The 18,096-nt window shown below is 35.9% G+C and carries 15 protein-coding genes; 12 read left to right on the top strand and 3 right to left on the bottom strand.

The genetic code is table 11. The annotated features are described in order from the left end of the window. Window positions 1–52: 52 nt before the first annotated feature. Window positions 53–214, top strand: coding sequence for a hypothetical protein (locus CQA38_RS09235; RefSeq protein ID WP_170999488.1), 162 nt, complete (start codon window positions 53–55; stop codon window positions 212–214). 51 nt (window positions 215–265) lie between these two features. Here the strand turns inward: CQA38_RS09235 and CQA38_RS07255 are convergent, their stop codons facing one another. From CQA38_RS07255 to CQA38_RS07245, 3 genes are all read right to left on the bottom strand, one after another. Next, a complete protein-coding gene (locus tag CQA38_RS07255) occupies window positions 266–2,047 on the bottom strand; it encodes an aminopeptidase P family protein (RefSeq protein WP_137633332.1) in 1,782 nt (593 codons plus the stop codon). Further along, the gene (locus CQA38_RS07250) at window positions 2,044–3,555 is read right to left on the bottom strand and encodes a peptide MFS transporter (RefSeq protein ID WP_137633331.1); all 1,512 of its coding nucleotides are present in this window, start codon (window positions 3,553–3,555) and stop codon (window positions 2,044–2,046) included. The genes CQA38_RS07255 and CQA38_RS07250 overlap by 4 nt, the downstream gene beginning before the upstream one ends. 133 nt (window positions 3,556–3,688) lie before the next feature. Further along, window positions 3,689–4,957, bottom strand: coding sequence for a M20/M25/M40 family metallo-hydrolase (locus CQA38_RS07245; protein WP_137633330.1), 1,269 nt, complete (start codon window positions 4,955–4,957; stop codon window positions 3,689–3,691). Window positions 4,958–5,092: 135 nt separating this feature from the next. Here CQA38_RS07245 and CQA38_RS07240 point away from each other — a divergent pair, with 135 nt between their 5' ends. From CQA38_RS07240 to CQA38_RS07190, 11 genes are all read left to right on the top strand, one after another. Beyond that, window positions 5,093–5,341 (top strand): hypothetical protein, encoded by a 249-nt coding sequence (locus CQA38_RS07240; RefSeq protein WP_137633336.1) that lies wholly within the window; start codon window positions 5,093–5,095, stop codon window positions 5,339–5,341. Next, window positions 5,338–5,760 carry a 2-oxoglutarate:acceptor oxidoreductase gene (locus tag CQA38_RS07235; protein WP_137633329.1) on the top strand — a complete coding sequence of 141 codons (423 nt, stop codon included), beginning with the start codon at window positions 5,338–5,340 and terminating at the stop codon, window positions 5,758–5,760. Before CQA38_RS07240 ends, CQA38_RS07235 begins: the two co-directional genes overlap by 4 nt. Next, entirely contained in the window at window positions 5,729–6,886 is a 1,158-nt protein-coding gene (locus CQA38_RS07230; protein ID WP_137633328.1) for a CCA tRNA nucleotidyltransferase, read from the top strand. The genes CQA38_RS07235 and CQA38_RS07230 overlap by 32 nt, the downstream gene beginning before the upstream one ends. Continuing rightward, on the top strand, window positions 6,852–7,679 hold the full coding sequence (purU, locus tag CQA38_RS07225) for a formyltetrahydrofolate deformylase (protein ID WP_137633327.1): 828 nt from the start codon (window positions 6,852–6,854) through the stop codon (window positions 7,677–7,679). Before CQA38_RS07230 ends, purU begins: the two co-directional genes overlap by 35 nt. A 69-nt stretch (window positions 7,680–7,748) precedes the next feature. After that, window positions 7,749–10,127, top strand: a complete 2,379-nt coding sequence (locus tag CQA38_RS07220; RefSeq protein WP_137633326.1) for an autotransporter outer membrane beta-barrel domain-containing protein — start codon at window positions 7,749–7,751, stop codon at window positions 10,125–10,127. Window positions 10,128–10,370: 243 nt separating this feature from the next. Beyond that, on the top strand, window positions 10,371–11,174 hold the full coding sequence (locus CQA38_RS07215) for a ChaN family lipoprotein (protein WP_249355236.1): 804 nt from the start codon (window positions 10,371–10,373) through the stop codon (window positions 11,172–11,174). A gap of 183 nt (window positions 11,175–11,357) precedes the next feature. Continuing rightward, a complete protein-coding gene (locus CQA38_RS07210) occupies window positions 11,358–13,562 on the top strand; it encodes a TonB-dependent receptor (protein WP_249355234.1) in 2,205 nt (734 codons plus the stop codon). Between the two features lie 164 nt (window positions 13,563–13,726). Next, the gene (locus CQA38_RS07205) at window positions 13,727–16,018 is read left to right on the top strand and encodes a TonB-dependent receptor (RefSeq protein WP_137633323.1); all 2,292 of its coding nucleotides are present in this window, start codon (window positions 13,727–13,729) and stop codon (window positions 16,016–16,018) included. Between the two features lie 9 nt (window positions 16,019–16,027). After that, window positions 16,028–16,849 carry a MotA/TolQ/ExbB proton channel family protein gene (locus CQA38_RS07200; RefSeq protein ID WP_137633322.1) on the top strand — a complete coding sequence of 274 codons (822 nt, stop codon included), beginning with the start codon at window positions 16,028–16,030 and terminating at the stop codon, window positions 16,847–16,849. Next, complete coding sequence (locus CQA38_RS07195; protein ID WP_137633321.1) at window positions 16,843–17,244, top strand: biopolymer transporter ExbD; 402 nt, start codon at window positions 16,843–16,845, stop codon at window positions 17,242–17,244. Before CQA38_RS07200 ends, CQA38_RS07195 begins: the two co-directional genes overlap by 7 nt. Next, entirely contained in the window at window positions 17,241–18,056 is an 816-nt protein-coding gene (locus CQA38_RS07190; RefSeq protein ID WP_137633320.1) for an energy transducer TonB, read from the top strand. The genes CQA38_RS07195 and CQA38_RS07190 overlap by 4 nt, the downstream gene beginning before the upstream one ends. Window positions 18,057–18,096: the final 40 nt, after the last annotated feature.

Raw genomic sequence — 18,096 nt, 5'->3', positions numbered from 1 at the left:
ATTGTATGAATGCAGATGAAGCAGGAAAGCTATGGAAGTAAGAGACTAAAAGATGAAAAATAAAAATAGCTATTTTAATGTTCAAATAGACAAAAACAACGATGAGGAATTTTTATATCTGCTTGAAAAAGCTCCTTATACTAGCGAAGAAGAAATAGGTGAGCTTTTTTCTCACCTTGCTGTTCTTGATGAAGTGCAAAATTTGATTGATTAAAGCCGTATTTAATTTTTAGTTTTTCTATAAAATACGGCTTTGTAAGCAAGTTTATAAAGCCTTTGTTTTTCTTTTCAGCCAAGCTAGAGCTTCGCCTTTGAGTTTTACAGAAAGTTTTTTAAATACAAGTTTATGATAGTCATTTAGCCATTTTTTTTCACTTTCATCAAGCATTTTAAGCTCTATGCAAGTCTTTTCAAAAGGACAAAGCGTAAGCGTTTCATAGCTCATAAACTCGCCAAATTCGTTTTTGTGCTCTTCTTTGATCACGACTAAGTTCTCAAGCCTTACGCCGTGCTTATTTGCTTTGTAAATTCCAGGTTCTATAGAGTGAAAAACACCTTTTAAGGCTATATTATGTGCGTTTAGGGGAGCATACACTGAAAGCACAGCTGGTCCTTCATGCACATTTAAAAAATACCCTACTCCATGTCCGGTGCCGTGCATATAATCAAGATGGTTTTGCCATAAATTTAATCTTGCTATGCTATCAAGCAAAGGCAAGGCGATATTTTTTGGAAAAACAGCCCTACTCATAGCAATCAACGCCTTTAATACTAAGGTGTAGTCTTTCTTTTGTTCTCTTGAAATTTGATGTATTGGCACTACTCTTGTGATATCTGTAGTGCCGTTTTCATACTGAGCGCCTGAATCAATAAGCAAAAGTCCATTACCTTTGATCTTGCTAAAACTTTCCTTAGTCGCTCTGTAGTGAGGCAAAGCCCCATTTTCATTAAAGCCAGCGATGACACTGAAGCTATTGCTTATAAATAAAGGATTTTTAGCTCTAAAGGCTGTGATTTGATCATTAATATCAAGTTCGCTAAGCTCTTGTTTTTGCTTTAAAGCCTTTTCTAGCCACGCAAAAAATTCGCATAGTGCAACTCCATCACTTATCATAGCGTTTTTGATATTTTGAATTTCTTTGTCATTTTTGCAAGCTTTAAGCAAAGTGCTAGGATTTGGTGCTTTAACGAGCTTTAAGCCTTGTTTTTTAAGAGCTCTTGCTATAAAAACGCTTGTTTTAAGTGGATCTATGAGTATATGGGATTTTGGAAGTGTTTTGATAGTATTTATGAGCTCTTCATACTCTTTAAGCTCAAAACCCTCCTTTAAAAGCTTCGCTTTAAGCTTCATATCAATACTTTTTAAAGAGGCAAATAAAACAGCTTCTTTTTTACCTATACACAAAAAAGATAAAAAAACGGGATTGCATTCTATATCTTTACCTCTTAAATTCGTGATATAAGCGATATCATCAAGACTTGAGATGAGATGATAAGAGGCGTTTAACTCTTTCATTTTGGCTCTTATTTGAGCTAGTTTTTCACTCCTGCTTGCACTGATAAAAGCCTTTTTTTGCTCATAAATTTCTTTTCTAGGTAAAGGAGGTTTTGGCACAAACAAAGGCTCGCTTAAGTCCTTAAAAATAAGCTTGTTTTTTTGAGCTTTTAAACTTTTTTTAAACTCCTTGCAAGCACTTACACTTAAGCTTTTTGAATCCACAGCTACGCAGGATTGTTTTAAATGCTTGCTTAGATAACTTATGTAAGAATTTGTCGGGCTAAGTTTCTCAAGCCTTATGCCACTTCCCTCAAGTTCTTTTAAGGCTTGCAAATGATAGCGCCCATCAGCAAAAAGCAAAGCCTCATTTTCAAGCACCACTAAAGTGCCAGCCGAGCCTGTAAAGCCACTGAGAAAAGCTCGCTGTTTAGCGCAAGCTGGCAGGTATTCATTAAAATGTATATCACTACTAAGCACCACAAAAGCTGAAATTTTTTCTTTTTTCATACTTGTTTGTAAGGCTTTGATGCGAGAGGCGTAAATACTCATTTTTCTTCCTTTTTAAGCATAGCATAAATTGGTTTTTTAACAATAAAAAGCACTAAAGCAATGATAAAAAGAGCTAAAGCGCATTGAAAAAACAATGTTGGCAAATTTTCTATCTCATCAGCTCTTACGCCCCCACCTATAAGTCCAGCGACTATATTTCCAAGTGCTGAAGTTACAAACCACAAGCCCATAACTTGATTTTGTATGATTTTAGGAGCGATTTTTGACATTATAGAAAGCCCTACTGGACTAAGACAAAGCTCACCCATAGTCAAAAACCAAATACTCACAATAAGCCAAAGCATAGACACGCTTTGTCCCCCACTTGCTAAAACAAGCTTAGCTGCAAAAATCATCACACCAAAGCCAAGCCCAGCACCGATAACACCTAATGCAAATTTCGTAATAGAACTTAACTCAAAGCCTTTTTTAGCTAAAAATATCCAAAACGCGCTCATCAAAGGTGCAAAGATAATGATAAAAAGAGGATTTAAGGCTTGAGACCAAGCAGCTGGAATTTCATAACCAAAGATAATCCTATCTGTAAAATCTTGCGCAAAAAGGTTGAAAGAGGTTGGTTTTTGCTCAAATGCACCCCAAAAAAACACGGCTGCTATAAAAAGCACGATTAAAACGATAAGATTTTTCTTTTCGCGTCTATCAAGCTTTAAAAAGATGAAAAGATATGCAAAATACACTAATGTGCAAACTAAAATGATAAATATCATATTTTTAGAAAGGCTGACTGAATTGATAGTTAAAAAACCGCTCACACACAAGATAAAAAGTAAAGCAAAAATTGATACTATAGCGACAATAAAGCCTTTAGCAAGACGTGAATTTGTGCCTGTGATCTTGTCCCATTGGGCATTTATAAGGTGCAAGTTTTGAAATTCATAAAAGTCTGGAATAGTTTTAAAATAAAATATAATCAAAGCCACAAGCATACCAAGCCCACCTATACCAAAACCAAGATGGTAGCCAAAATTTTGTTGCACAGCCCCACAGATTAAAGGAGCTACAAACGCACCGATATTTATCCCCATATAAAAGATAGTAAAACCAGAATCCCTTCTTGCGTCCTCTTTGGTATAAAGCATACCCACCATCACAGAAGAACAAGTCTTAAAAAGCCCTGTGCCAGCGACGATAAAAGCAAGCCCTAAGAAAAATGAAGCATGCCAAAAAAAGGACAAGGCGATAAGCAAATGTCCAAGAGCAATGATAACTGCTCCATAAAATACAGCCTTTTTTTGCCCAAAAAGATTATCTGCTAGCCAGCCACCCGGTAAGGCTGCAAGGTATAAACAACCTCCAAATATACCCACAATCGCCGCTGCTTCGCTCCTATCTATGCCAAGCCCACCCTCAAAAAGTGTAGCAGCCATAAAAAGTACGAGCAAAGGACGAATTCCATAAAATGAAAATCTCTCCCAAAGCTCAGTCATAGAAAGAGAAAAAAGCGGTTTTGGGTGCCCTAAAAAAGAAGTGTTAATCTTGTCTTTCATTGTGTATCCTTGTGTTGTTAAAGTTTTATTGTAGCAAATTTTAAAATCATTGTTATGGAAAAACACTTTTTTAAAGCTTTAAATTTCAAATTTACCCTTTTTTGAAAATAAAATTTTCTTTCTTTAAATACTTTCACTGAAAACGAGCGCACAAAGCTTGCACAACTTTGTAAATTTTAACTGTAGAAGCAAGATCAAGACGCTCATCTACAGAATGAGGATTAAAGATATTTGGTCCTATAGAAGCACACTTTAAGGTTTGTTTTTTCTCAAGCACCCCGCATTCAAGCCCAGCATGCACAGCTAAAATTTGAGCTGTTTTAAATTCCTTCTTAAGCTCCTCAAGCACAGCTTCGGTAAAATCATTCTCCTGCCCTTCCCAAGGAGCATAAAAATTTGACGAGCTGGTTTTAAAGCCAAAACCTTCAAAAAAGGTTTTGGTTTCAAACTCTAAGTTTCTTAGTCCCTCAAGTGTATTTGATCTTGCAAAAAGCTCGATTTGTATGGTGTTTTCTTTCATTTTAAGCAAGGAAAGATTAATGCTTGTTTGCACTATGTTTAAATGCTTATCAAATGCTCTTACACCTTGAGAAAAAGCATTTATAGCATAAAGCAAGTTTTGACTTTGCGCGCAAGCTAAAAACTCGGCTTCGTTTATAAATTTACACTTAATATGCTCGCTTTGCAAAGGTTCATTTTCAAAACAAACTAAGGCTTTAGCGTGTTTTGGTATAGAGTTTATCCTCTCACCACCCTCAAATTCTACTATCACTCCATCATTTTTAAAGATAAAGGCTACAAGTTCTTTGATCGAGCTTTTGACATTGTTGATTATATCCATACCAGAATGCCCGCCTTTAAAGCCTACGGCTTCAAGTTCATAAAGTTTTCCTCTCATTTTTTCCCTAGTAAAAGGCAAAATAGCTTCTATATCCACGCCCCCAGCACAGCCAATAACTACTTCATCATCAATCTCGTGATCTAAATTTAAAAGCTTATTTGCTACAAGCTTACCCTCAAAAGCATTTGCCCCTAAAAGCCCTACTTCCTCATCATTTGTCAAAAGACATTCTAAATTTTTAAACTCGCGCATAGCGGCTAAAATCATGGCTAAACCTATGCCATTATCCGCTCCAAGACTTGAGTTTTTAGCCTTTAAAAAGCCCTCTTCCTCAAAAAGTTCTATCTTTGGAGCCTCGCCCATACAAACCATATCATAATGAGCTTGCAGACAAATTTTTGGCTCACCTTTGATACAATGGATATTGCCAGCCTTATCACTTATTACCTTAAAACCAGCTTCTTTTGCAAATTGCTCTAAAAACTGCTTGAGCTTTATGGTATCAAAGCTGCAATGTGGAATTTGGCTAATTTGTGTAAAATATCCTAAAACTTCTTGCATAAATTTTCCTTATATTTTTTTAATTTTTGATTTAAAAGTGTAGCATAAAATTTTAATTTTATCTTAAATTTAAACAACACTTAACTTCTTTTACGCTATAATTTGTCTGCATTTTTTTGAAAAAAGCGAGCGATGATGATTAAAAACACCATAACAGAAGCGTCTATTTATGAAGCTCAAGGGCTTAAAAATGAAGCTTTGGAAATTTATAAAAATATACTTAAAAATGATCCAAATAACCAAAATGCTATTGATGCGATTCGTCGCTTAAGCGGCTTGCGATCAAAGCATCCGGATTTAAATACACAAATGCTCGATTTTTTCTTAAGAATGAAAAGCGAAGAAGAGATTAATGAGTTTAAAAGGTGGTTGATAAAGATATGAATTTGCACGATTTAGCAAAAAAAACTATAGATGAAGTCAGCAAAGAAGAGTTACACGAAGAGGTGGAAAATAAAATCGCTTTAGCCAAAGAGCAAGAAGAAAGCAAGCTTGAAGAAACTCAACTTGATGAGCCAGAAGTAATTGATTTTAATGCCTATGAAAAAGAAATAAACGAGCTTATAGAGAAAAAAAGTGAGGAAAGTAAAGAACCTCAAGTCCTCATCAATGACAAACAAGACGAATTTGCTGGACTTTCTTTTAATGAAGAAGTGTTTTTAAAAAATATAAGAGAACGCGTGTTGGTGCTTTTTGAGGGTTTAAGCAGTAGCGATGAAAAAGATTTGCGTTCAAGGCTTGATTTAACCATAAATTTCTTAGAGTTTTTGCTTGCAAATATCGAAGATAAGCTTAAAAAATAAAGCAAATTTAGATTTTATCAAAGAATACTTCAAGCCTTACACCAAAAGAGCGTATCTTGTGGGCGGAAGTGTAAGAGATATGCTCTTAGGACTTGAGCTTAATGACTTTGATATAGAATTTTATGATATAAGTTTAGAGCTGTTTGATGAACTTTGTATAAAGCTTGGTGCAAGCGGAGTTGGAAAAAGTTTTTTTGTGTATAAATACAAGAATTTTGATCTTGCCTTAGCACGCACGGAAAATAAAATCGCTTACGGACATAAGGGCTTTAAAATCCATATTTGTAACGATGAAAAAGTGGCTGCTAGACGCAGGGATTTTACTATCAATTCGATGATGATTAATATCTTTACAGAAGAGTTTTTGGACTTTTATCAAGGCAAAGAAGACTTGGAGCGAAAAATTTTGCGTTGTGTTGATACCAAAAGCTTTGTGGAAGATAGTTTAAGAGTGCTTAGAGCGGTGCATTTTATCGCAAGATTTAAGCTTAATATCGAACCAAAAAGCCTAGAACTTATGCAAAGTATGGATATAAGCGACTTAAGCCTTGAAAGAATCAATGCTGAACTATATAAATTCTTTAAAGCGAGTAATTTGGTCTTTGGTTTTGAGGCTTTGCAGAGTTTAAATTTAGAACAAAAGCTCTTTTTTTACGATACAAGCAACAATGAAAAATTACCATTTTTAAAACAAATTCTACGCAGTGCAAGAGAATTTATCGCTGATGAAGCTTTGTTTTTATATGTATATCTTAATCTTTTTTGTATCGATAAAAAGGCTTTTTTTGAGAGAACAAAGCTGAAAAAAGAACTTTTGCAAAAAACAAAGCAAGACTTTTTTCAAGATGAAGTAAAAGACTTTGAATTGCTTTATATAGCGTGTCAAATGCCACTTTGTCAGTGGCTTGGACTTTGGGATAAAACACGCATACAAAAGGCAAAAGAACTCAATGTGTATCATCAAGCTTTTCAATGCAAAGTCAATGCAAAAGAACTTGAAAAACAAGGCTTTAAGGGCAAAGAACTTGGTGATAAAATCAAGCTTTTGCGACAAGAGAAAATCAAAAACTATCTTCAAAACAAGGAAAAAAATGAAAAATTATATACTCAAAATCACAACGCATGATGAAAAAGGTTTGATTTACAAAATCTCTGAAATCATTTTCAAGCACCATATCAACATCATTAAAAACGATGAATTTGTAGGTGAAGGGCGTTTCTTTTTTAGGGCAAGCTTAGAAGGCGAGCTTGATGAAAATGCCTTTTTAAACGCCTTAAAACAAACTCTTCCTCAAAATGCAAGCATTAAATTGAGCGAAAAAAGAAAGAAAAATATCATCATTTTAGCCACAAAAGAAGCTCATTGTCTGGGGGATTTGCTCATTCGTCATTATAGTGCTGCTTTGTTTGCTAATATTAAGGCTGTAATCTCAAATCATGATACTTTGCAAGAACTTGTAAAGAAATTTAATCTACCTTATCACAGCATAAAAAGCGAGGGTTTAAATAGGCAAGAACATGAAAAAAAGGTGCTTGAATGCTTAAAACAATACGAATTTGATTATATAGTTTTAGCTAAATATATGAGAATTTTAAGTGCTGAGTTTGTGGCTCATTATGAGGGCAAGATCATTAACATTCATCATTCATTTTTACCTGCATTTATCGGTGCAAATCCTTATAAACAAGCTTATGAACGAGGAGTAAAGATCATCGGTGCAACCGCTCATTTTGTCAATAACAACCTTGATGAAGGACCTATCATCACTCAAGCTGTTTTACCAGTAAGCCATCAACATAGCTGGCAAGAGATGAAAGAAGCTGGAGCAAATATCGAAAAAGATGTGCTTGCAAAGGCTTTAAATTTAGTTCTTGAGGATAGAATTTTTATCCATGCAAACAAAACTATCGTTTTTTAAGCCTAAACAAAGTCAAGTGTAACATTTTTGTGTTAGAATGGAGTTTAAAATACAAAAAAGAGAACTTACATGAATACAAAGATTTTAACCCTGTCTCTTATCTGCGCAAATGCCTTATACGCAGCTGACATCAGTGCTTTATCAGGCTCTGTGAGTTTAAAAGCAGGCGAACAAAAGCAAGATAGTGCCATTTCAAGACAGGGCACTGGACAAGCTAGTATTTTTGGTGAAGTAGGAGGAGTACATAATTTTACCTTAAATGGAGCAAATAACGCAAGCTATACTCTTAGCGCCAAAGATATTACCACTACTTTTTACATGGGTAGTATCACCTTAAATCAAAATTCACAATTTGCTTTAAGTGGTTTTCATACACTAGCTATTGAAAAAACAGGTGTAAGCGTAGGTGCAAACTCGACATTTGCTGTCATTTCAAGCGGAAATACTATTAATCCTCAAGGCACCGATTATGGCGGAGCTTCAAAGGTAAGATTTAGCGATAAATCTACACTTTCACTTCAAAATAATGCAAAGGCAAAATTTTCAAATGCTGATTTTTTTATCCATGATGGAAAGATTATCCTTCTTGCAAACTCAACCCTAGAAGTTGAGGCAAGTAAAGGTATAAGGATACAAAGAACCTTAGAAAGCACAAATGCTACGATTAAATTTGGTGGCGATGTATATAATATAGGTAGTAAACTCTTCGGCTTTCAAACTTCTTCTTCAACCTGGACTAGCAATGGTAGCAAAATAGAAATCAATGGAGATTTTTATAATGGCGGTAATGCTAAGGTTGATGATGGTGGATCAGTAGCAGGTGGCTTTCTAGTCTTTGATCCATATTATGATGGTGGAGGAAATTTGATCTTAAATAACACCACAATGAGTGTTAGTGGCAAGTTCGTATCTAAGGCAAGCAACGATCTTAGCCAAGAATCAAATGTAAAAATTTATGGCAGCACGCTTAGCGTTACGGGTGGCTTTGAAAACAAAGAAGGTTCAAATTTAACCTTTGGTGTGCTTAATAACACTATGGGTAAGCTAGAAGGTGATTTAAGCAATGATAAAGGCAAGGTGTTTATCGATACAGATAATATACAATTTGACACAGCTTATCAAATCGTTACTGGTAGCATTAGCGGTGTTACAAGTATTGAGCTTTTAAATCCAAATTCAAGCTTTTTGAATGTGATTTGTCAAAATGGTTCAGTTACTATTACCCAAAAAACCTCAAGCGGTGGCAGTGGCTCTTGCAATGGTAGTTCAAGTGGTGGATCAGGCGGAGGCGGTAGTTCAGGTGGTGGAAATTCAGGTTCTGGCGGTGGCAACTCAAGCGGAAGCTCAAATCAAACTGCTCTTGATGAATACAAAAGCTCGCTTAATACCCAAGATCAAAAGCTTCTTAGCTCCCTAGTTAATCGTTTTGGCGGAGCAGACAAGCTTTTAACTAGCGATCTTGATGTCAAAGAAACAATGAAAACGATTAACAAAAGCGTAGAGGATAATCTCATCACGCGTCCAAAAACACTTCTTTCAGCGTTCAAAAGCGATGCTATGGTTGCTCCTTTGGCTCAAGGTTTTGTTTCAAGACCTACAGCTTCAAATGACTTGATCCGCTTTGATAATGGAAGCTTAGTAAGCGGACTTGATTACAGCGGTAAAGATTTTTATGCAAATGCTTTTGGTGGGGTTTTAAGAGCTGATGATACAAAGGGCTATTTGGGTGGTTTTAACTTAGGCTTAAGCAGCTTTGATGAAAATTACCTCGTTCAAGGACAAATTTCTTATGCAAGAGGTTCAAGCACACAGGATTTAAGCACACAAAGCTCTAAAACGACAGGTGATTTTATCCAACTTGGATTTTTTTCAAGGATAGATTTTGTGCCTGCTTTAGAGCTTGATTTGAATTTAAATGCTATTGCTGGCTTTTTTTCGGTTCAAAGTGATAGCTTTATCAACCCTCTTTTAAGCTCAAAGTCTAAATTTAACACTCAAGAGCTCAATGGAGGCTTTACTTTAGGTTATAGGTTTGGTGAGCGATTGTCATTTAAGCCTTTTGCTGGTTTAGAGCATTATCTTATACACCAAGGTGGCTTTAAAGAAGAAGGTGGGCTTGGTATAGAATCAAAAGCCTATACACACTATGCTTTAGGCGGAGTTATAGGAGCTGAAACGCGTCTTGAGCTTGATAACTCAGCCTTTGTTTTTGCTAAAGTAAGCTATGAGGACAAACTCTATCATTCACATAAAAATATCTTTTTTAGAGTCAATGATCAAAGCCTAAAATACAAAAATGAAAGCTTTGATAGCAGTTTGCAAGCAAGTATTGGGGCGCAAATTTTTGCTATAAACAACGCTAGGCTTAATGCTGAAATGATTTACAAGCACTATGATTCAGGTTTGAATTATTATGGTGGAAATTTAATGCTCAAATATGTATTTTGATCTGTAATCACTCTTCGCTTTTTAGATATATTCTTTGTTTAGAGCACAAAACTTAGAATATATCTTTTTTAAAGACTTTCTCTTTTTGTTTTTTTAAATTTTACATTAAAATAAATTTTGATTTTTGTTTTTAATTAATACAGCTTTAAGTTAAAAAAGTATAAGATTTGTCATTTTATTTTAATTTAGAGAATGGTTATTATGAAAAATATTTTTTTATTAAGCTTTTTAGCTTTAGTTTTTATGGCATGTTCTGTTTCTAAAGTCGCAAGTGCTAGGGCAGAATTTAAAGATGAAAATTTCATCATCTATGAAAGTCTTACTCAAAAACAAATTAACTTTGAAGCCTTTATGAACGAGCTTTTAAAGCAAGACATCATCTTACTTGGCGAAAAACACGATGAAGTGCTTCATCATCTAGCTGAAGAACGACTTGCAAAAGAGCTTTTAAAGCATAAAAAGATCAATATCGCTATGGAAATGATTAGCACAGATAAGCAAAGCTTAATCGATAAGGCAAAGGCTGAAGGAGTTTCTGCAGATAAACTTCAAACAGCGATTGATTGGGATAAGCGCTGGAATTATGAAGATTATAAAGATGTGGTTGAACTTGGCTTTTATGAGGCAAGATTAAGTGGAGCAAATCTTTCAAAAGCTGAGATAAGCACCATTCACAAAGGTGCTATGCCTTTAAATGGCGTGCTTTCAACCACAAAAGAAGTTAAAAACAATATCAAAAAAATCATCGCTTATAATCACAAAGTCGATCTAAACGATAGCGCACAAAGTGCTATGCTTGATAGTTTCGTTGAGGCTCAGCAGTATAAAGACAGACGCATGGCAGATGTGTTGGTGCACTCACACGAGCCAGCTTTACTTGTAGCTGGACGTTATCATGTAGACAAAAGCATAGGCGTGCCTTTGCATATAAAAGACTTTAAAAGCAAAAAGAAATTTGCTGTAGTAATGCTTGGTGTGGATAAAAGCGATATAAACGCAAGCACGGCTGATTTTGTATGGTTTTTAAAGCCTTTTAAAGATCAATGATTTATCACTATACTTTAAACATATATCAAAAAGAAAGGAAATGAGCGTGAATGAGCTTTTAGAGCATTTATTTTTTACCTGTTAATTAATTTTAAAGGATAAAAATGAAAAATGCTATTAAAATTTCTTTCATAGCTTGTTTTGCTTGTATGCAATTACTTGCACAAGAAGGGGGGGGGGGCATTGCAAGAGGAAACTCTTGAATTTGACACTCTAGAGGTTTCAGGCACAGGTGTAAAAAATGACGAAAAAGCCTTTGTAACATCCGGAGCAGTAAGCTCAAGAGAAGGCATAGGCTCAAATACACAAAGTATAGATAGTATAGTGCGTAGCGTGCCCGGAGCCTACACAAACACCGATCAAGCTCAAGGTGGCGTTCAGGTAAATTTACGCGGTATGGCTGGCTTTGGACGCGTTAATACTATGATTGATGGGGTAACTCAAACTTTTTTTGGCGGCAGTGCAGATCAAGGCTATCATAGCAATCTTAGCACTTCAACAGGAACTTCTGCTTTTTCAGCTCCAGTAGATAGCAATTTTCTTATCAGCGTTGATATAGAAAAAGGCTCATTTAGTGGCGGACATGGTGGGCTTATGGGTTCAGCAAATTTTAAAACTATAGGCGTAAATGATCTTGTGCGCGAGGGCAATGTCTTTGGGTTTTTAGGACGCTTTTCTTATGGGAGTAATGGACTTGGACCAAGTTATATGGGTTCAGTGGCTGGCAAAAGCGAGCTTGAAAATGGTGGATACATAGGCGTGCTTTTTGGCTATAGCGGAAAAAGAATTACTCAAAATTACACTATAGGTGGAGGTGGCAAAATAGGCGATCAAACTGCTCCTGATCCAGATTCTCCAAGTGGACAAAGTCCAGCTGCACCTTTTGATCCAAGTCTTTTAACCCAAAAACCAAATTCACAACTTTTCAAACTCGAATACGCTCCAAATTCTTTTACTTCAGCTATTTTTAATTATAGAAGATATCAAAATGAGCTTGCCGGCAGAAAGATAAATAATGATAACTATCAACTTGACTTTTGGCACAATCCTCTTTCTTGGATAGATATACGATTCTTGGCTGCATATAATGCAGGCAAACAAAGATATAATTCAGATGCTAATTTTTCCTTCTCTCCAGATGCTATAGCCAATAAAACTACACGTAATCAAGGTTATACTTTTGATATAAGCAATAATTTTTACAATGAACTAACAGGTGGCTTTATATTAAATTCAAGGTTTGGAACAAATGTTTTGATTAACAAATACAAAAATGATTTTTCAACCAATGCAAACGATCAGAACAATGCTTACAATACAGCTTTTCAACCAAAAGGCGAGCAAAGAATTTTTACTTATTATATGGATAATAACCTTAAGTATGATATTTTTGAGCTTGGACTAAATTTAAATTTGTATGATTGGAATTTAAAAGGCTTTAAACCAGAATGTGCTAGTGCTGATGCAAGTTGTTTTCCTCATGAAGCTGTAGATATTGATAAAAATGGACTTCGATTAAATGCCTCTATTATGCTTTCAGCTGCTTTTCATGAGCTTTTCACACCTTTTGCAAGTTTTGCAAGAACAAATAGAGCTCCTAATGTGCAAGAAATGTTTTTTCCGTATTATTATGGCAATAGTGTCAATCCCTACTTAAAACCAGAGCAAGCTAATACCTGGCAAATAGGCTTTAATAGCTTCAAACATGGGCTTTTAAAAAACGATGATCGCTTTGGTTTAAAAGCTTTGTATTACAAAACACTTATAAAAGATTATATTTACAACGAATATTTTTCTCTTGCGAGTGGCGAAACAATCATGCTTTTTAGAAATGCTCTTGATAAAAGTGAATTTAAGGGTTTTGAAGTGGAACTAAGCTATGATTTAGGCTTTGCTTATACTAAAGCAAGCTATTCAAGACAAGAAAGCAAACAACCTGTTTCTTATACCTCAGGTGGATATTCTGGTTCCTTAGGTTATAGTAGAATTTCAGAACTTCCAAAAGACTATGCAAATATAGAGCTTGGTTTTAGGCTAAATGATAGGATCAGCTTTGGCGGTATAGCAAAATACACTGGTAAAGCAAAAAGAGTTACTGGAAATCCAAACAATTTAAGCGATCCAAATTCTGATATTATGACTTTGCAGACTGAAGAACTACCAAATATTCCTACTATAGTGGATTTATATTGGAATATAGAATGGCTTAAAAATTTCACTATGAGAGCTGAAGTGCAAAATGCTTTTGATGAAAACTATATGGACGCACTCAATGCTTACAATAGCACAGGTGGAATGGGTTATGATCAAGATTATAACGAAATTTACCTTTTTAACAACTCCGCACGCGGACGCACTTTTGTAGTAAGTTTTGAGTATAAATACTAAAGGAAATATAAGTGTTTTTAAGGTTTTTAAAAAATTTAAAACAAAACAATTTAAATTTAATACTAAAGGACAAGTAATGAGATATTTATTTAAATTCTCTCTCGCAACTTGCTTTGCTTGTATGCAACTACTTGCGCAAGAAGAACAGCTGAGGGGGGGGGGCATTGCAAGAAGAAATACTAGAATTTGACACTCTAGAAGTTTCAGGCACAAATGTCAAAAATGACGAAAAGCCCTTTATCACACCAGGTGCTGTATCAAGTCGTGAGGGGATTAATACCGATACGCAAAGTTTAGATAGTATAGTGCGTAGTATTCCGGGTGGCTTTACGCAGGTTGATGAGTCTCAAGGCACTATTTCTGTAAATATTCGTGGACTTACCGGACTTGGGCGCGTTAATACACAAGTTGATGGTGTTACACAAACATTTTTTGGTAGCAGTGAAGATCAAGGGCGATATCACGCAAATGGGAAGATTGTCGGCACTTCAGCCTTTGGCGCGGCAATCGATCAAAATTTACTAGTAGGTGTTGATATGCAACGAGGAACTTTTTCAGGTGCTGGCGGGGCTAATGCGCTAATGGGTTCTGCAAATTTTCGCACTATAGGCATAAGTGATATTATTAGCGACAATCGATCATTTGGCGTGCTTACTAAATACAGCTATGGCTCAAATAAACTTGGTCCAAGCTATATGGGCGCTGTAGCAGGTAAGTATAATTTTACAGACGATGGCTTTTTGGGTCTTATGTATGCTTATAGTGGGCGCAAACTTTCACAAGGTTATAAAATAGGCGGTGGCGGACTTTTAAGCGATTTGGGTGGAAACGATGCAGATGGTGATGGGCGCCCTGATAATGCAGCCTTTGATCAAAGCAATCTTACGCAAAAACCTATAAATAAACTAGCAAAAGTTGAATTTCAAAAAAACGCAAGTTCAGCCGTGCTTTCTTATAGGCGCTATGATAACGAATTAGCTGGGCGTGAAATCAATGATGATAACTATCAACTTAACTACCGCTTTGATCCTGAGACAGAACTTGTGGATTTGCGTTTTTTAGCAGCTTATCACAAAGCTGATCAATACTACAACGAAACAGCTTCTTTTATGCAAGGAGCAGCTGGTAAGATGAAAGGCGTAGCGACTAATACAGCTATAACGCTTGATCTTAGTAATGCTTTTTATTTTGATTTAAATGAAGCGCAGAATTTAACAAGCACTTTAGGTGTAAATTTCTTAAGCAATTCTTATGATAGAGATTTTGATACAAGCTCTTGTGATCCAAATGATAGTATGTGCTATGATTATGATAATGGGACATATATTAATTATTTTCGTTATGGTTTTGCGCCTGAGGGGAAGCAAAAAATCACTACGATTTATTTAGATAATACTTACAATTATGAAATTTTTGAGCTTAATGCTAATGTTAATGCTATGTATTATGAGTTAAGTGCTGATAAAGGGGCGTGTCGTGAGGTGAATTCTTACTGCGAACCAAAAGAGGCTGGGTATTTTAAACAAAAAGATATGAAATTTAACACCTCACTTATGGCTAGCCTTAAGCTACACACGCTTTTTACGCCTTTTATCTCTTACTCACGCACACACCGAGCACCAAATGTGCAAGAGTTCTTTTTCTCAAGTACTTATGATGATTTTCAAGATATAAACACAGGACTTAGACCAGAATTTTCTGATACTTATCAAATCGGCTTTAATTCTTTTAAGCATGGATTAATCAGCGAGCATGATGTTTTTGGTTTTAAGGCGACTTATTTTTATACCGATGTTAAGGATTATATTTATAACAAATCCATCGGAAATATTAACGATACGGCAGATTCTCCACTTTTGTTTCTGTCCTTTAATGGCGAGGCAAAATTTAGCGGTATTGAAAGTGAGCTTTACTATGACGCTGGCTTTGCTTATGCAAAAATTTCTTACACACACCAAAACGCAGATAGACAAATTTCAGAAAATGAAGCCAACGCAGGTGGTGGAGGTAGTGCAAATATCAAACACACCGGACAAAGCCAGTTTTCAACTCTGCCAAAAGATATCGCAACAGCTGATTTGGGGCTTCGTTTTTGGGATAAACGCATAGTTTTTGGCACACTTATCAAATACACCGGAAAAACCGAGCGTGTTAATCCAATCCTTACAAATGTTAGTAATGGCACTACTCCGGGTGCGCCAGAGGATAATACTTGGGCTTTTAGCACACAAGAGTTGCCAAAAATTCCAACTATCATTGATCTTTACGCAAGTTTTGAACCTTTGAAAAACTTCGTCATTCGCAGTGAAGTGCAGAATTTACAAGATCGTAATTACATGGATGCGCTTTATACTTATAATTCTAGCTCCGCGCAAGTTGCTGGAAATGACATTACGCTTTTTAACAATGCTGCTAGAGGACGCACTTTTGTTATAGGCTTTTCATATAAATACTAAAGGAGAACTATGAATACCTTAAAATCTTTTTTCTTGCTTTCTTTACTAGCAAGTTTGAGCTTTACTTGGCTAAATGCTGAGGGAAATTTAAGCGAGCAAGACTTAAATTTAAATCAAGCAGTTTTAGAGCAAAACAGCACTGAAAAAACACAGGCTGGGCAAATGCAAGCTAGAGAACAAGAGCCACATAAAACGCTTGAGTTTTCTTTAAGCTCGCTGTATTCAAACGCTGATGCGGTGGTAAAATCAGTCATTGTTATATTAGTGTTGTTTTCTGTGCTTTCTTGGGCTGTGTTTTTCGCAAAAAGCTTGCGTTATAATGCCTTGCTTAAGATGACAAAAAAGGATAAGCAAAGCTTAAGCGAGCTTTCAAATTTAGATCAAGTGGCTAATCTTAGCCCTTTAAGCCTTGCTTTAGTGCAAGAAATTCAAGATGAAAGACAAAAAAGTGAGGCAGACGCGCACCTAGAAAAACGCATTCAAATTCGCCTTGAAAGCAAGCTTAAAGAACTTGTTTTTAATGCAAAGCTAGGCATAGCTCTTTTAGCTTCTATTGGCTCAAGTGCTCCTTTTATAGGACTTTTTGGCACGGTTTGGGGGATTATGAATGCTTTTATTGGTATTTCAAAAAATGATAGCGTAAGTTTGGCTGTAGTGGCTCCTGGCATAGCCGAGGCTTTATTTGCTACAGCTTTTGGCTTAGCTGCTGCTATACCTGCGGTGCTTTTTTATAATTATTTGTTGCGTTTAAGCATTAAATTTGCTCAAAGACTTGATGAAAACGCCACTATGCTTTTTGTGATGAGCTTAAGAGGAAACAAGACATGCTAACACACAGCGATGAACAAGAGCTTAGCGAGATTAATGTAACGCCATTTATCGATATAATGCTTGTTTTACTCATCATTTTTATGGTGGTTGCACCTTTGATCACAAGCTCGGTTAAGGTAGAGCTTCCACAAAGCTCATCAAGTGCAAAAAGCGATGAAAACAAGCTTTTTATACTTTATATCAACGAAAATGAACTCTCGCTCAATGATACAAAGCTCACTTTAAACGAGCTTATCCCGAGTTTAAAAGCTAAAAGCGTGCAACAAGATGAGTTGATTTATCTTTATATCGATAAGCTTGTGCCTTATGAAAGGCTAGCTTCAATCATAAATGAGCTTAAAAATGGCGGCTTTCACAAAATCGCCCTTGCAACCCAGATCAAGAACGCACCATGAGCGAACAAAAAGCCCTAATCATCGGTATAATCCTAGCTTTAAGCGTGCATTTGGCTTTTTTAGCCTGTTTGCTTTTTGATTTTTCCGCGCGTCAAAAAGAAGAACTTGGTGGCTTTGAGGCGGATTTAAGTGATAGCTTTCAAAGTGTGATGATAGTAGCAAATGTCCCACTTGGCGAGCTTAAAGAGCTTTCAAATCCTTCGCAAAAATCCCTAAAAAGCGACAAATCAGAGAAAAAAACCAAGCAAGAAAAGCAAAAAACTGACAAAAAAAGCCTTGATCTTGAAGATGAAGACTTAGCTAGGCTTAAACTCAATCAAAGCAAGGATTCAAAGCCAAACAATGAAAGCAAACAAGTTCAAAGCCAGCAACAAAGCAGTCAAGCCTCAAATTTAAACTCGGATTTAGATAGGGCTAAGAAAGATGACTTTTCCTCAGCCCCAGTGCAAGGCACAAGCAAAGAAGCAAGCACGGTTATTCGTGGTTCAGCAAGAGCACAAATTAAAAGCTATCAAGGGCTTATAATGGCTCATCTTAATCGCTTCAAACACTATCCAAGCGAGGCTTTAACAAAAGAAATTCAAGGTGTAGCCTTGCTTGAGATCAAGATAAACGCACAAGGGGAAGTGCTTTCTTGCGTGCTTAAAAAAAGCAGCTCTGAAACTTTGCTTGATGAAGCAAGCTTAAAACTTATTAGCAGTGCAAATCCCCTACCAAAACCGCCAGCTGAGATACTTAAAGGTAAGCAGGTGCTTAGCTTTAGCATACCAATTGATTATAATATCAAAGCATATTATTTAAACAAGCGTTGAAATTTTAAGCAAACATAAAAGCTTGATAGGCTAAAATTAA

The sequence above is a fragment of the Campylobacter sp. MIT 12-5580 genome (assembly GCF_005406235.1).
GTDB lineage: Bacteria > Campylobacterota > Campylobacteria > Campylobacterales > Campylobacteraceae > Campylobacter_D.
The sequence above is the reverse complement of the archived record's forward strand: the minus strand, read 5'-3'. Positions and strand labels throughout refer to the sequence as shown.